This is a genomic window from Paramagnetospirillum caucaseum (genome assembly GCF_000342045.1).
Classification (GTDB): domain Bacteria; phylum Pseudomonadota; class Alphaproteobacteria; order Rhodospirillales; family Magnetospirillaceae; genus Phaeospirillum; species Phaeospirillum caucaseum.
Map to the genome: position 1 here is coordinate 25,594 of NZ_AONQ01000041.1, position 15,264 is coordinate 40,857.

14 protein-coding genes are annotated in these 15,264 nt (G+C 68.1%); 1 reads left to right on the forward strand and 13 read right to left on the reverse strand.

Annotated elements, in window-relative coordinates; translation table 11 throughout:
- Position 1: 1 nt before the first annotated feature.
- From mreD to H261_RS14695, 4 genes are all read right to left on the reverse strand, one after another.
- Entirely contained in the window at positions 2-517 is a 516-nt protein-coding gene (gene mreD / locus H261_RS14680; protein WP_052004284.1) for a rod shape-determining protein MreD, read from the reverse strand.
- Positions 514-1,401 carry a rod shape-determining protein MreC gene (mreC, locus tag H261_RS14685; protein WP_008618976.1) on the reverse strand — a complete coding sequence of 296 codons (888 nt, stop codon included), beginning with the start codon at positions 1,399-1,401 and terminating at the stop codon, positions 514-516. The genes mreD and mreC overlap by 4 nt, the downstream gene beginning before the upstream one ends.
- 106 nt (positions 1,402-1,507) lie before the next feature.
- On the reverse strand, positions 1,508-2,548 hold the full coding sequence (locus tag H261_RS14690) for a rod shape-determining protein (RefSeq protein ID WP_008618978.1): 1,041 nt from the start codon (positions 2,546-2,548) through the stop codon (positions 1,508-1,510).
- A gap of 58 nt (positions 2,549-2,606) precedes the next feature.
- The gene (locus H261_RS14695; protein ID WP_008618979.1) at positions 2,607-4,151 is read right to left on the reverse strand and encodes a 2-isopropylmalate synthase; all 1,545 of its coding nucleotides are present in this window, start codon (positions 4,149-4,151) and stop codon (positions 2,607-2,609) included.
- Positions 4,152-4,537: 386 nt separating this feature from the next.
- On the opposite strand from H261_RS14695, the gene H261_RS14700 reads away from it, so the two are divergent.
- Positions 4,538-5,743: a hypothetical protein gene (locus H261_RS14700; RefSeq protein ID WP_008618980.1), complete on the forward strand. Its 1,206-nt coding sequence runs from the start codon at positions 4,538-4,540 to the stop codon at positions 5,741-5,743.
- On the opposite strand, the gene H261_RS14705 is transcribed toward H261_RS14700, so the two are convergent.
- From H261_RS14705 to H261_RS25475, 9 genes are all read right to left on the reverse strand, one after another.
- A complete protein-coding gene (locus H261_RS14705) occupies positions 5,709-6,410 on the reverse strand; it encodes a TIGR02453 family protein (protein WP_008618981.1) in 702 nt (233 codons plus the stop codon). The two genes, H261_RS14700 and H261_RS14705, sit on opposite strands and share 35 nt — an antisense overlap.
- Before the next feature lie 87 nt (positions 6,411-6,497).
- Positions 6,498-7,517, reverse strand: coding sequence for a ketol-acid reductoisomerase (gene ilvC / locus H261_RS14710; protein ID WP_008618982.1), 1,020 nt, complete (start codon positions 7,515-7,517; stop codon positions 6,498-6,500).
- A 54-nt stretch (positions 7,518-7,571) separates the two neighbouring features.
- Entirely contained in the window at positions 7,572-8,093 is a 522-nt protein-coding gene (gene ilvN, locus H261_RS14715) for an acetolactate synthase small subunit (protein WP_008618983.1), read from the reverse strand.
- A gap of 8 nt (positions 8,094-8,101) precedes the next feature.
- Entirely contained in the window at positions 8,102-9,868 is a 1,767-nt protein-coding gene (locus tag H261_RS14720) for an acetolactate synthase 3 large subunit (protein WP_008618984.1), read from the reverse strand.
- A gap of 97 nt (positions 9,869-9,965) precedes the next feature.
- Positions 9,966-10,904, reverse strand: a complete 939-nt coding sequence (miaA, locus tag H261_RS14725) for a tRNA (adenosine(37)-N6)-dimethylallyltransferase MiaA (protein WP_008618985.1) — start codon at positions 10,902-10,904, stop codon at positions 9,966-9,968.
- A 10-nt stretch (positions 10,905-10,914) separates the two neighbouring features.
- Complete coding sequence (locus tag H261_RS14730) at positions 10,915-11,148, reverse strand: nucleotidyltransferase family protein (protein ID WP_008618986.1); 234 nt, start codon at positions 11,146-11,148, stop codon at positions 10,915-10,917.
- A 20-nt stretch (positions 11,149-11,168) separates the two neighbouring features.
- Positions 11,169-12,308 (reverse strand): NnrS family protein, encoded by a 1,140-nt coding sequence (locus H261_RS14735; protein WP_008618987.1) that lies wholly within the window; start codon positions 12,306-12,308, stop codon positions 11,169-11,171.
- 9 nt (positions 12,309-12,317) lie between these two features.
- Complete coding sequence (locus H261_RS14740) at positions 12,318-12,941, reverse strand: hypothetical protein (RefSeq protein ID WP_235062942.1); 624 nt, start codon at positions 12,939-12,941, stop codon at positions 12,318-12,320.
- A gap of 17 nt (positions 12,942-12,958) precedes the next feature.
- Positions 12,959-15,264 (reverse strand): tetratricopeptide repeat protein (locus tag H261_RS25475; RefSeq protein ID WP_008618989.1); only part of this gene is annotated, 2,306 nt, incomplete at its 5' end.

Sequence of the window (15,264 nt, forward strand, 5' to 3'; positions counted from 1 at the left end):
CCTACACGTCGCGCAGGAAGGCGAGCTGTGTCCGGGCCAGCGTCCAGGTCAGCAGCGGGAACAGGGCCAGGGTCATCAGGTATTCGAACACCACCGGCGCGATATCCAGCGGCCGGCCCTTGATGAACGACAGCAGCAGCCAGGCCATGCCGATGGCGCCAGCGGTCAGCAGGCTGAACGCCCACCAGGTGACGGCGAACGACTTGCCCAGGAAGAACTTGCGCTGCGAGGCGGCAGTACCCTGGACCAGCAGCAGCACCAGGGCGTTGACCCCCAGCGGCGTGCCGGCGACGATGTCGTAGAGCAGGCCGATGACGAAGGCCAGCCAGGCGGGCAGCAGATCGGGGCGGTAGATGGCCCAGTAATAGACCCCCATCAGCGGCAGCATGGGCGCGATGCCGGAAAAGCCGGGAATGTGGGTCGGAATGGCGGTCAGCAGCAGCAGGAATACGGTGATGCCGAAGGGGACCGAATGGCGGACCCAGGTGTCCATCTTCACCCAGACGGAGGGTTTCACTCCTCCCTCCCGCGGCGGCGGCGCTCCGGCGGCGGCGGGCGCTCGAACGGCAGGATGCCGCCCAGGCCGAAATCGACGATGGACACGAATTCCAGCCGGTGGCGCTGGACGAAGGGCTCAACCCGGACGATGCCGTCGGTCACCGACGACACCATGCCCACCGGAATGCCCGGCGGGAAGGCGCCGCCCGAGGCGGCGGTGACCACCCGGTCGCCCACCGAGATGGTCGGGCTGCCGGTGATGTAATTGAGGCGCGGCCGCTGGCTGTTGTCGCCGGTCAGGATGGCCCGGGTACGGGTGGCTTCCAGCATGACCGGGGTGCGGGCGTTGATGTCGGTGATCAGCAGCAGGCGCGACGAGCGGGCGCCCACCTCGGCCACGTGGCCGGCCAGGGCTTCGCCGGTCAGCACCGCCTGGCCCTTGCGCACCCCGTCCTTGGCGCCGGCCCCCAGCAGCATGCTCTGGCCGAAGGCCGAACCCATGTCGCCGATCACCCGTGCGGTGACGAAGGCGGGGTCGGGATCGGGGACGTAGTTCAACTGGTCGTGCAGGACGGTGTTTTCCGCCTCCAGGCGGCGCGCCACCGTCTGCCAATGCATCAGCTTGGCGTTCTCTTCCTTGAGCCGGGCGTTCTCGGTGCGCAGGTTGGCCAACTCGTGGAAGTTCTCGGTGACCTGGGCGATGGTGGCGGCGGGCCGCGCCATGGCATCCAGCAGGGGGGCGATGGCGTCGGCGACCAGGGCGCGGGTGCGCTCGATCAGCACGATGTCGGCCTTGCCGAGGATCATCAGGGCCACCGAGGCGACGATCAGAGAAAGAAAGGCGAAGCGCTGGACCAGCAGCCTTAATGTCGCGAGCCGACCTGCCGCACCCGACTGCTTCACCTAGCCCCTCCGTTCCGCCGATGCTCCCCGGCACCATGGGGAAAACTTCGGCTCGATCCTACTATATCTAGTAACCGTAAAACTACCAATTACGGCAGCCGGGGGCCTAATACATGCTGGTGAGCACGTTTTTCAGCTTGGGCATTTCTTCCAGGGCGCGACCGGTGCCCAGCGCCACGCAGCTGAGCGGGTCGTCGGCGATGGAGACCGGCAGGCCGGTGGCGTGGCGCAGCACGTAATCCAGGTTGGACAGCAGGGCGCCGCCGCCGGTGAGCACGATGCCCTTGTCGACGATGTCGGCGGCCAGTTCCGGCGCGGTGTGCTCCAGGGCGACCTTGACCGCCTCGATGATGGCGCCGACCGGCTCGGCCAGGCTTTCGGCGATCTGGCGCTCGGAGATGATCAGTTCCTTGGGCACGCCGTTCATCAGGTCGCGGCCCTTGATCTCCATGGTGCGGCCCTCGCCGTCCTCGGGCGGACAGGCGGAGCCGATTTCCTTCTTGATGCGCTCGGCCGAGCCTTCGCCCACCAGCAGGTTATGGTTGCGGCGGATATAGGCGATGATCGCCTCGTCCATCTTGTCGCCGCCGACGCGTACCGAGCGGGAATAGACGATGCCGCCCAGCGAGAGCACCGCCACCTCGGTGGTGCCGCCGCCGATGTCGACCACCATGGAGCCGGTGGGCTCGGTCACGGGCAGGCCGGCGCCGATGGCGGCCGCCATGGGCTCCTCGATCAGGAAGACGCGGCGCGCGCCGGCGCTTTCCGCCGATTCCTGGATGGCGCGGCGCTCGACGGCGGTGGAGCCCGACGGCACGCAGACGATGACCAGCGGGCTGGCGAACGAGCGGCGGTTATGCACCTTGCGGATGAAGTGCTTGATCATCTCTTCCGCCACTTCGAAATCGGCGATGACGCCGTCGCGCAAGGGGCGGATGGCCTGGATATAGCCCGGGGTGCGGCCCAGCATCATCTTGGCTTCGTCGCCGACTGCCAGGACCTTCTTCTTGCCCTTTTCCTCGGCGATGGCGACCACCGACGGTTCATTGAGGACGATCCCTCGACCCTTGACGTAGACCAGCGTATTGGCGGTTCCGAGATCGATCGCCATGTCGGCGGACATCCAACCCGTCAGCTTCGAAAACATAATCCCTCACTCACCTTACGATGCGTCTTTGAATGATCCCAGCCGCGCGCGTGCTATATCATGGCCCGGCGGCGTCGGGGGCGGTTTTTTGCCGCTTGACCAGAAGTTTGTTCAGGGCGTTGACGTAGGCCCGCGCCGACGCCACCAGGGTGTCGGTCTCGGCGCCCTGGCCGTTGACGCTCTTGCCATCCTCTTCCAGACGCACGGTAACCTCGGCCTGGGCGTCGGTCCCTTGCGTCACCGCGCTCACCTGATAGAGCTGCAGCTTGGCCTCGTGGGGGAACAGCGCCTTGATGGCGTTGAAGGTGGCGTCGACGGGGCCGTCGCCGGTGGCGCGGACTTCCCGCGTCACGCCGTCGACGGACAGTTCCAGCACCGCCGACGGCGGCTGGTGCTTGGTGCCGCACAGCACCTCCAGCGAAATCAGCTTGACCCGGTCGTTGCCGCGCACCACCGCGTCGTCCACCAGGGCGACGATGTCCTCGTCGAACACGTCCTTCTTGCGGTCGGCCAGATCCTTGAAGCGGTTGAAGGCGTCCTCCACCGCGTTGTCGCCCAGGTCGTAGCCCAGTTCCTTCAGCTTGGCCTTGAAGGCGGCGCGCCCCGAATGCTTGCCCATCACCAGATGCGAGCGGTGCAGGCCGACGGAATCCGGGGTCATGATCTCGTAGGTCTGGGCGTGCTTCAGCACCCCGTCCTGATGGATGCCCGATTCGTGGGCGAAGGCGTTCTTGCCGACGATGGCCTTGTTGGGCTGGACCACGAAGCCGGTGATGGTCGAGACCAGACGCGACGCCTTGGTGATGTTCTCGGTCTTGATGCCGGTCTTGAAGGGCATCCGGTCGGGCCGGGTGCGCAGCGCCATGACGATCTCTTCCATGGCGGCGTTGCCGGCGCGCTCGCCCAGGCCGTTGATGGTGCATTCGATCTGCCGGGCGCCTTTGCCGACGGCGGCCAGGGAATTGGCCACCGCCAACCCCAGGTCGTTGTGGCAATGCACCGAGATGACCGCCTTGTCGATATTGGGCACCCGGTTGAACAGCATCTCGATCAGGGCGGCATACTCGTCGGGGACGGCGTAGCCCACGGTGTCGGGGATGTTGATGGTGCGCGCCCCGGATTTGATGGCGGCCTCGACGCAGCGGCACAGGAAGTCATGCTCGGTGCGCGAGCCGTCCTCGGCCGACCATTCCACGTCGTCTGTGAGCGAGCGGGCATAGGCCACCGATTCGGCGACCTTCTCCAGCACCTTCTCCGGCTCCATCTGCAGCTTGTATTTCATGTGCAGCGGGCTGGTGGACAGGAAGGTGTGGATGCGGCCGCTGGCCGCCGGCTTGATGGCCGCGGCGCAGCGCTCGATGTCGCCCCTGGTGGCGCGGGCCAGGCCGCAGATCACCGAGTTCCTCACCGCCTTGGCCACCGCCTCGACCGCCTCGAAATCGCCGTTGGACGCGATGGGGAAGCCGGCCTCGATCACGTCGACCCCCATCTCCTCCAGCACCAGCGCGATGCGGACCTTCTCCTCCAGGTTCATGGAGGCGCCGGGCGATTGCTCGCCGTCACGCAGCGTGGTGTCGAAGATGATGACGCGGTTGTGGTCCATGCACTCGCTCTTGAACTCTGGGGCGCGACGGGGGTGCGCGTACGGAAAAAGAGGCGAGCGCGGCCCGCCGGAAGCGGCCGGTGAAACAGGGTCGTGAAACCCGTTTCACCGCGCCTATAGGAAGGCCATTTCACGGGGCAATGTCAACACAGATCATGTGTCGGAATCGCAGGGGCCTCCAAGCTTTCCTCCCGTTGCTCCCGTCCGGCGGGGCCGGGGCGAGAGGGGGAGACGGCGGCGTCCAGGATTCATTCCATGAAGCTGTCTAGCGGCTTGATGGGAAAGCGGAAAATTGTGTGCGCCCGCTCACAGTCCATACCCGACAAAAATACTAGCATGATTTCGGGATGGACGATTGAGATGCATGGGTTTGGAGCCTTGACGTGATGCGTACCGCCTCGATCCAGTCCGCTGCCGCCCGGCAGTCGCGACAGACCATCAACCGGACCCTGGCGGGGCCGGTCATGGCCAAGCTGGTGGATATGGTTCCCGATCTGGCCTGGGTGCCGCGCGGCCGGGAACTGGAAACGGCATTGCGCGACTGCGACCTGCTGCACCGCTGCTTCATCGCCTTCCGCACCCACCGGGCCAGCTTCCGCCCCCTGCTGGTGGACGGGCGCGGCCGTCCGGTGGACAACGACAACACCCCGCTGACCTGCGGCCGCACCGTCAACCAGATCATCTCCATGATCGTCCGCTCGGCGGCCAAGCGGCATTTCCGCGCCCGCCTGGATTGCGGCTTCCCGCCCGGCCGTGCCGAGCGGCTGCGCCGGCCCGAGGACGTGGGCTGGGGCGGCATGCTGGCCTGGATGAGCGACAGGACGGACGAGCGGCGGAACCGCAAGGGCCAATCCCCCGGCGACCTTCTGTACGGCGCCATCCGCCGCTACCTGCTGCACGACTGGCAGGTGCCGATCATTCCCCAATACGCCCGCATGACGCCGCCCGAGGTGCGCGCCCTGGGCTCGCGCATCCTCGACTTCCGCGATGCCGCCGAACTGGCCGCCTGGCTGGAGGGCGGCGAGACCGGGCGGCGGATGCCGGCCGAGTGGGTGGTCGAGCCGGTTTCCTTGGCGCCGGAGTCCGCCTCCGCGTCCGACTCCGTCCCCGATCCGGTGGCCGAGATTGCCGCCCCCGAGCCGGTCGAGGGTGCCGCCACCCTGCCGAGCGCTTCCTTGGCCGGCGACGGGCGGTCCCGTCTGGGCGAGGTGCTGTCCGCCGACGGCCGTCTGATCCGCATGGAAACCGTGGTGCCGCTGCTGACCACGCCGGAGCTGAAGGCCGCCCTGGGCCATCCGGGGCGGGAGGAGTTGCGCCGCGCCGCCCGTTCCCTGGCCGGCACGGGCGCCAACACCGTGCGCCGCCTGGCGGTGGATTACGGCCTGTCGCCGGAGCAGATGACCGCCATGCTGGCCAAGTCCGCCCTGCTGCTGCCCCCTGCCGTCTACGAAAGAATGTTCGGCCGCAAGGGCGAACTGGTGCTGATCCTGGCCCTGATCGGCCGGGCGCGGGCCGCCGGCCTGGATGCCCAGGCCTCGCCCGCCGCCTTCGCCGCCTTCATGGAGGATCTGTTCGGCCGCTTTGCCCGCTGAGCAGGTGGTAGAGCGGTGCCATGCGGGCGAGGCGCGCCGTGAGTTCCGTGACGAGATCCGGCGAGAAGAACAGCGGCTCCATGGGGCGCTCGCGGATGAGCACGCCCGATTTTAGGCCGAACCAGCCGAGCACCGGGGTGGGCAGGGCGTCCTCCATGCCCTTGGGCAGGCGGGGACGGCGGTAGGCCTCCCCCGTCAGGGTGAAGCCCGCATCCGCAGCCGCCGCCATGGCCTCGGCGAAGCGGCCGGGGCGGGCGGCGATGGCGGCGCGCAGTTCGGTCATGGTGGCGGGGCTGGCGGCGTAGTAGCCCAGGCCGTAGCGGTAGCCGCCCGGCGCGAAGGCCAGGAAGAAGGTGGGGCGGCTCTGCCAGCCTTCGCCGGCCCGGCGGAAACTCATCCACTGCTTGACGCGGTAGGGCGACTTGTCGCGGGAGAAGCGGGTGTCGCGGCGGATGCGCGAGATGGCGCCGCCCATGGGACTGGCGTCGAAGCCGGGATCGATCTCCAGCATGGCCGGCGCCATGGTCGCGAACAACCGGCGCAGCGGCGTCTGGATCAGGTCGCGGTAGTCGTCCTTGCGGGCGTTGAACCAGCCGGTGTCGTTGTTGGCGGCCAGTTCGGCCAGGAAGGCGGGGGCCTGGGGGGCGAAGCCGGGAAAGTCGGTCATGGCGCGATGCTACCTCAGACCCGGCCCATGAAAAAAGCCCCGGCGATTTCCCGCCGGAGCCTTTTCCGAACCGTGCAGGGATCGGGCCTAGTTCTTGGCCTTGTCCACCAGCTTGTTCTTGGCGATCCAGGGCATCATGGCGCGCAGCTTCTCGCCGATGACCTCGATGCCGTGCTCGGCCTGGATGCGGCGGGTCGCCTTGAAGGACGGCTGGCCGGCCTTGCATTCCAGCATCCAGTCGCGGACGAAGCGGCCGGCCTGGATGTCCTCCAGGACGCGCTTCATCTCGGCCTTGGTCTCGTCGGTGATGATGCGCGGGCCGGTGACGTAGTCGCCGTATTCCGCGGTGTTGGAGATGGAGTAGCGCATGTTGGCGATGCCGCCCTCGTAGATGAGGTCGACGATCAGCTTCACCTCGTGCAGGCACTCGAAATAGGCCATCTCGGGGGCGTAGCCCGCCTCGACCAGGGTCTCGAAGCCGTACTGGATCAGCTTGGTCAGGCCGCCGCACAGGACGACCTGCTCGCCGAACAGGTCGGTCTCGCATTCCTCGCGGAAGGAGGTCTCGATGATGCCGGACCGGCCGCCGCCGATGGCCGAGGCGTAGGACAGGGCGATTTCCAGCGCGTTGCCGGTCGGGTTCTGGGCCACCGCCACCAGGCAGGGGACGCCGCCGCCCTTGACGTATTCGCCGCGCACGGTGTGGCCGGGGCCCTTGGGGGCGATCATGAACACATCGAGATCGGCGCGGGCTTCGATCAGCTTGAAGTGGATGTTCAGGCCGTGGGCGAAGACCAGGGCGGCGCCCTGCTTCATGTTGGCGGCCAGGTCGTTGTAATAGAGGTCGGCCTGCAGCTCGTCCGGGGTGAGGATCATCACCACGTCGCCCCACTTGGCGGCATCGGCGGGGGTCATGACCTTCAGGCCCTCGCCCTCGGCCTTCTTGGCGGTGGCCGAGCCGGCGCGCAGCGCCACGGCCACGTCCTTGACGCCGGAATCGCGCAGGTTCAGGGCATGGGCGTGGCCCTGCGAGCCGTAGCCAACGACCACGACCTTCTTGCCCTTGATCAGATTAACGTCGGCATCCCGATCGTAATAGACGCGCATGTTGGTTCCTTTCGACGGGCGGAGACGGCTCCGCTGAGAAATCTGGGCGGCTTTCTAAATCGGATTCGGTCCGCGCGCAATGGCGACGACGCCGGTGCGCGAAACGTCGGTCAGACCCAGGGGCTCCATCAGCTTGATGAAGGCGTCCACCTTCTCGGTGGCGCCCACCACCTCGAAGACGAAGCTCTCGTTGGTGGAATCGATGGCCCGCGCCCGGAAGATGTCGGCGATGCGCAAGGATTCCACCCGCTTGTCGCCGGTGGCCACCACCTTGATCAGGGCCAGTTCGCGGCTGACATGAGGACCTTCGATGGTCAGGTCGTGGACCTTGTGCACCGGCACCAGGCGGCGCAGCTGGTTCTTGATCTGCTCGATGATCATGGCGGTGCCGCTGGTCACGATGGTGATGCGCGACAGCTTCTGCGCCGCGTCCACCTCGGCCACGGTCAGGCTTTCGATGTTGTAGCCGCGACCCGAGAACAGGCCGATGACCCGGGCCAGCACGCCGGATTCGTTATCCACCAGGACGGCGACGGTGTGGCGGTTGATTTCCTCGATGGCTTTGGTCACTTGCATTCCCCCCCTTACACCAGAACCATGCCGTCTTGTTCCGAGCCCGGCTTGTCGCGGCCCTTGTCCTCCGGCCCCAGCACCATCTCGTTGTGGGCCATGCCGGGCATGATCATCGGGAAGACATTTTCCGAGGCGTCGGTGCGCAGTTCCAGGATCACCGGGCGGTCCACCGCGATCATCTCCTTGATGGCCTCGTCCACCTCGCCGGGCTTCTCGGCGCGCAGGCCGACGGCGCCGAACGCCTCGGCCAGCTTGACGAAGTCGGGGTGGTGGATCATGTGGCTCTCGGAATAGCGGCCGCCGTGGATCAGTTCCTGCCACTGGCGGACCATGCCGAGATACTGGTTGTTGAGGATGACGATCTTCACCGGCAGGCGGTGCTGCACCAGGGTGGCCATCTCCTGGATGTTCATCTGGATCGAGGCCTCGCCGGCGATGTTGATGACCAGCGCCTCCGGGTGGGCCATCTGCACGCCCATGGCCGACGGCAGGCCGTAGCCCATGGTGCCCAGCCCGCCCGAGGTCAGCCAGTGGTGGGGCAGGTCGAACTTCAGGTGCTGGGCCGCCCACATCTGGTGCTGGCCCACCTCGGTGCAGAAATAGGGGTTGCGGTGGCGGGTCAGCTCGTACAGGCGCTGCACGGCGTATTGCGGCTTGATGATCTTGTTGGAATTCTCGAAGGACAGGCAGTCGCTGGCCCGCCACTGGTCGATCCTGGCCCACCAGGCCTTCAGCGCCTTTTCATCGATGCGGCACTGCTTGGCCTTCCACACCTTGATCATGTCTTCCAGGACATGGGCGCAATCGCCGACGATGGGCAGGTCGACCACCACGTTCTTGTTGATGGAGCTGGGGTCGATGTCCACATGGATCTTCTTGGACTTCGGGCTGAAGCCGTCCAGCTTGCCGGTGACGCGGTCATCGAAGCGGGCGCCGATGTTGATCATCAGGTCGCAATCGTGCATGGCCATGTTGGCCTCGACCGTGCCGTGCATGCCCAGCATGCCCAGGAACAGCGGGTCCGAGCCGGGGAAGGCGCCCAGGCCCATCAGGGTCAGGGTGCAAGGATACCCGGTCATGCGCACGAACTGGGTCAGCAGCTGGCAGGCCGCCGGGCCGGAATTGATCACGCCGCCGCCCACGTAGAACACCGGCCGCTTGGCGTGGGCGATCATCTCGACCGCCTTCTCGATGGCCTTGAGGTCGCCCTTGACCTGGGGCTTGTACTTGGACTTGACCTTGGACGGCGGCTGGTACTCGCCCTTGGCCTGGACCACGTCCTTGGGCAGGTCGATCAGCACCGGGCCGGGGCGGCCCGAGCGCGCCACGTGGAAGGCCTCGTGCACCGTCCGCGCCAGGTCGTTGACGTCCTTGACCAGGTAATTGTGCTTGGTGCACGGCCGGGTGATGCCGGTGATGTCGGCTTCCTGGAAGGCGTCGTTGCCGATCAGGTGGGTGGGCACCTGCCCCGTCAGGCAGACCAGCGGCACCGAATCGCACTGGGCGTCGGCCAGACCGGTCACCGCGTTGGTGGCGCCGGGACCCGAGGTCACCAGCACGCAGCCCACCTTGCCGGTGGAGCGCGCATAGCCTTCGGCGGCATGCACGGCGGCCTGCTCGTGGCGGACCAGCACATGGCGCAGGCGGTTCTGCTTGAACAGCTCGTCGTAGATGGGCAGTACGGCGCCGCCGGGATACCCGAAAATGACCTCTACGCCCTGGTCGACCAGGGCCTTGAGGAGGATTTCCGCTCCGGTCAACGTATCGTGATGCACCATCTCAGCACCTTGTCTGTCATGTCGTTGTCGCCCGCCGGAAAGGCAGGCAAGCGCGCTGCTGCACTGCGGCGCGGGCGGACAACCTAGCGGCATGTCCTCATGGGGTCAAGAGGTGTTGGCGAATTTTCAGAAAGATTGTGGCTATTAAACTTTCCGAAAATTGCTCTGAGACGGTGACGGACGCATTGATCTGGTGGCGGAACCAGGTGGATTGGCGCTTGGCGTAGTTGCGGGTGGCCTGTTGCCCGGCGGCGATGGCGGCGTCCAGGTCCAGTCCGCCCTCCAGATGGGCGGCCAGTTCGCGGCGTCCCAGGGCCTTGGCGATGGGCAAATCCGGGCCGAGGCGCAGGGCCTCGAAGGCGCGGACCTCGTCCAGGGCGCCGGCCGCCATCATGGCGCGGAAGCGGGACTCGCACTGGGCGTAGAGGCGCGGCCGCTCGGGGTCGAGGACGATGGTCAGCCAGCTGGCCGCCACGCCGCCGGCGCGCGGCTCGGCCTGCCAGACGGCCAGGGAGCGGCCGGTGGCGTCCAGCACCTCCCAGGCGCGGGCCAGCCGTTGGGAATTGCCGGGATCGAGCCTGGCCGCCATCTCCGGGTCGCGTTTGGCCAGCAGGTCGTGAAAGGCGGCGTTGCCCATCTCCGCCAGCCGCGCCCTGGCTTGCGCCCGGATATTCTCGGGGATGTCGGGAATCGGGGATAGGCCCTCCATCACCGCCCTGAGGTAAAGGCCGGTGCCGCCGGCGAGGATGGGCAGCCTGCCTTCCGCCCAGGCGGCCTCCATCTCCGTCGCGGCCAACGCCCCCCAGCGTGCCGCCGAACAGACCTCGCCGGGCGGCAGTACGCCATAGAGGCGGTGCGGCGCCCGCGCCATGTCCTCGTCCGAGGGCCGCGCGGTGAGCAGCGGCAGGGCGTCGTAGACCTGCATGGAATCGGCGTTGATCACCACGCCGCCGAATTCGCGGGCGACCTTGAGCGCAAGGCCGGACTTGCCCGACGCGGTGGGGCCGGCGATGACCAGGGCGGGGCGCAGGGTCATGCCCGTGCGTTCATAGCGGCTTGGCCTCGCTCAGGACTTCGTCGCGGATCACGTAATGGAGACTCTCGTCATCGACCACGTCCACCAGGGAACGGTCGTCCTCCACGTGGACGAGGAGGTCGATGTCGCGGCCGTCGCCGCGCGCCACCGAGCCGAACACCCGCACGTTGACCGCCCCGTGCAGGGCGGCCAGCCGCAGGATCTCCTCGCGCTTTTCTTCCAGCAGGGTGCGGGCCGATGCCATCCAGGTGCCTCCGGCGCCGATTATAGTGCAGGCGGCGGCTTTCTCCACCCCCGCGCCATGGTCCACGCCACCAGGGCGAAGGACGCCGACCACAGGGCCATGGAGGCGGGAATCAGGATTTCCGGCATCAGCGCGGCGGCGGTGCGCAGGTCGGCGCCGCCCACCAGCAGCACGGCGACGACGATGCCGGCGCGCGGCCACTGGCCCACCCGGCGCTCGCGGATGGCGTCGATGCGCAGCATCATGGCGGCGGTGACCACCCCCATGCCGCCGATGGTGGCCAAATGCAGCGCGTCGGTGGACGGCCCGATGCCCAGCCGGTCCGAGGCGGCGGCGGCGATCAGCCCGAGGGCCAGCAGGGCGTGGCCCACCTGGAGCGGCCCCAGTGAGGAATCCGACAGCGCCAGGAGCGGCCGCCAGCTCCTCTGGCGCCACAGCCCGGCCAGCCCGGCCAGAGCCATGGCCCCGAAGGTGGGCAGGCCCAGGGCCTGGGTGACGGCCTCGGCGGTCATGCCGAGCACGCACAGCCATTCCGCCCAGGGCCGGTTGCGATCGAACAGCTCTCGCGCCTCCTCCTTGCGCACCAGCCCGGCCATGCCGGCGGGGATCACCCGCCCGCCCATCACCAGGATCATCAGCGCCACCAGGCAGAAGGCCATCATCACGCCCCGGCGCTCGGCCCCGTCGACCAGCCCCATGCGCCCGGCCTGGTACAGGGCCTCGGCCACGGCAAAGGCGGCGATGGCCGGGGCGAACACCATGTTGTGGCCCAGTTTGGCGGCTTTCAGGAACGGCCAGCCGCCCAGGGCGAACAGGGCGATGGGATAGGCCAGCGACAGGGCCAGCCCGGCCTCGCCGCCGATTCCCGCCCAGGCGCCGATGCGCGCCGCCACCCAGGCCAGCAGGGCCAGGGCGAGCCGGAGGCGGGTGACCTTGGTGAACAGATAGCCGCCCAGCACGGCGGCCGCGAAGCCCAGCAGCATCTCGTGGGCATGGCGGGCCACCGGGTCGCAGCCGTTGCAGCCGGGCAGCAACCCCGCCCATTCCGCCACCCACAGGGGCACCGACAGGGCGGCGTAAAGGCTGGCGGCCAGGAAGAACGGCCGGTGCGCCTTGGGAAAGCGGCCCGAGCGGGGCAGGGGAGCGGCGGCCCCGGTCATCGGCTCATCCTATTGCCAGGCGGGGATCGGCCCCAGCGACCGGAGCCATTCCTCGGCGGCCTTGGGGTGGGGATCGCGGAAGCCCTGGCCGGCCAGCCGGGCCAGATTGGGCGAGGACAGCAATTCGTCCAGCGGTTTCTTCAGGCACTGGGCGTAACCCGGCCCGACATCGCTCTGGTAGTCGGTCTTCACCGGCGATTCCCAGCGCGCCACGAAATTGCCCAGCGGCACCCCGTCGGCGGTCCAGGCGTCGATGCCGCAGCCGATCTTCAGGGTGGTGTCCTGCTTGCTCCAGCTGGGGCGGCCGATGAGGCGGACGACGATGTGGGGACGGATGGAGGGGTCGTTGACCGCCACCTGCCTGAAGCCCTTGGTCAGCAGGGCCTGGGCGGTCTCGGCCAGGATGCGGCCGTCCAGCACCTTGGTTTCCTCGGACTGGTAGCGGCTGATCTGGATGGACATCTTCCGCTTCAGGTCGTTCTCGCCCATGTAGATCATCACGCGGGCGTTGAAGGGCAGGGCGACGCCGGGCACCGGCGCCGGATCGACGCTGGCGGCGGGCGGCAGGCCCGAGGCGCAGCCGGCCACCAGCAGCGCCGCCAGGGCCGCCCCGATCCAATTGCGTCCAGCCATGCTCATGATCCTCTTCCTCAGTTGATGGACGACAGCCCTTGAGCCTTCACCCGCTTCTGCCACTCGCCCATGAAGGTCTGGAAGTCCTGGACTTGCTTGATCTTGTCGCCCAGCCGGCGGTAGTCGATGATGCCGCGCTCGGGCTCGCTGGTCAGCAGGTCGAAGGCCTCGCGCCATTCGGTGGGGGCCATCAGGGCGCCGTAGGTGCGCCGCAGCCGGGTCAGACCGCGCTCGTCCTTGGCGAGCGTCATGGCGGTGGCGGTGTCGAGCAGGCGGCGTGCCGTCGCCGGGTCGAGCGGGCGGTTGCCGATGGGCTTGACGATGGTCGATTCCAGGGCGGCGGCGGCCTCGGGCCAGCGCTTGAGCTTCCAGTTGATATCGCCCCTGAGGCGGTTGGCCTCCTCGCCCTGGTCGTTGATGATCAGGGCCAGCGCCTCGGCCGAGCGGCCGAGATCGGTCAGGGCCTGCACCCGGATATAGCGGCGCCGGGCGGCGAGGTCGGTGGGGATTTCCGGCGCCTCGCTGGCTTCCAGCGCTTCCAGGGCCAGGCTGGGCCGGCGGTCCGACAGGTTGAGGAAGGCCAGCCGGGTGCCGACCCGGACCTTGTCCAGGCCAGACAGGCGGAATTCCACCTGATGGCGCAGCAATTCTCCTGCCCGCTCCAGCAGGTCCACCCCGGCCAGACGGTCGGCCAGGCGGCGGATCATCTCGTCGCCCTTGGTGCCCGAGGGCGTCAGTTCCTGGAACTCGTCATACAGGCCGATGGCCACCACCGGAGCCAGCTTGTCTGCCTCGCCGACCAGGAACAGGCGGTTGAAAGTGTCGCTCATCTCCTCCTGGACCTTGCCGATATCGGGATTGTCGGGATAATTGGCGACCAGGGAGTGCATGGAGCGCAGGCCCTCGCCATAGCGGCCCGCCGCGATCTGCAACTGGCCCAGGCGCTTCATCAGCTGATATTCGAAGTCCTCGCCGCGCCAGGCGAAGCGCAGCTTTTCCAGGTCGCGGATGGCTTCGGTCGGACTCATCTTGTTGAGCTTGAGCATCAGTTCGACGCGGTCGCGGGCGGCATAGGCGCGGTCGGGGCGGCTCTCGCTGGCCTCGGCGTCGCGGTAGCGCGAGATGGTGGTGTCCCACTGCTTGCCCGCCTGGGCGGCCATGCCCGACAGATAGGCCAGCTTGCCGACGTCGCGGCGCGACAGGCCGGGACCCATCATGGCGTCGACGATGCGCGCTGCTCCCTTGGAATCGCCCGCCCTGGCCACGGTCTTGGCGGCGACCTCGCCGATGGCGATGCGCAGGTTGCGCGGCCAGCCCTTGATGTCCTCGGGCGCCAGGCGCAGCACCAGAGCGTGCTTGTTGGGATCGGGCAGCGAGCGGGCCGAGGCGGCGGCCAGGAACAGCTGCACCCGGGCGTCGCCCTTCAGCGCCGGGGTGGACAGATCGACGATGGCGTCGGCGTCGCGGCCCATCAGGAAGCTGGCGGCGCCGCGCACCGCGCGGAAGGGGGGCGTGTCGACAATCAGCGGGTCCACCGCCGCCATCACCCGCAATTCGCCCAGGGCCTCGGCCCCGAAGCCGTTGGCCAGGTAGTGGCGCGCGATCTCCATGCGCTGGGCGTTCTTCTCGTCGGGCCGCACATGGGCCAGGCGGCTGATCAGCTTGCGGTGGTCGTCCACGAACTTGTCGTTGCCGCCGCGCAGCCACTTGCTGATGTCCAGCGGGCCGGTGGCCATCACGTCGGCGCCCACATTGCCGTCGGTGGCCACCTTGCCGCCGCCGCCGGTGGCGCCCTCGGCGGCCAGCATGGGCGACAGGAACAGGCCGCCGGGCTGGCTGATCTCCACCTGCTCGCGGTTGGTGTCCAGGCGGACGGTGTCGCCGCGCGGGATCATGGCGATGCCCTGGGCGGTGGGCAGCAGTTCCGCCCCGGGATATTCGCGGCCGATGCGCACGCCGGCGCCGATGGCCGGCACCGTCACCACATGGATCGAATCGCCCACTTCCGGGTCGCGCAGGATCATGGGCTGCGAGCCGTCGGTGGCCCTGATCACCACGCGGCCGCGTTCCTGGAAATCCATCTGGGTGGCGACGTCGAAGCCGGCCTTGGGGGCGATGGGCTGCTCGTGGATGTCCAGCACCCACAGTTGGCCTTCCTTGCGGACCGAGGGGTTGAAGCCCGGGCGGGTGATCATGCGCACGGCGGTGCCCTTGAAGCCCTGGACCTGCTCCACATGCAGCACCACGTCGCCGCCGGTGCGCTTCAGCAGCTTGGCGTCCATCTCGGCCTTGAGGTCGAACACCGCCCACAGCCAGCCGGAGC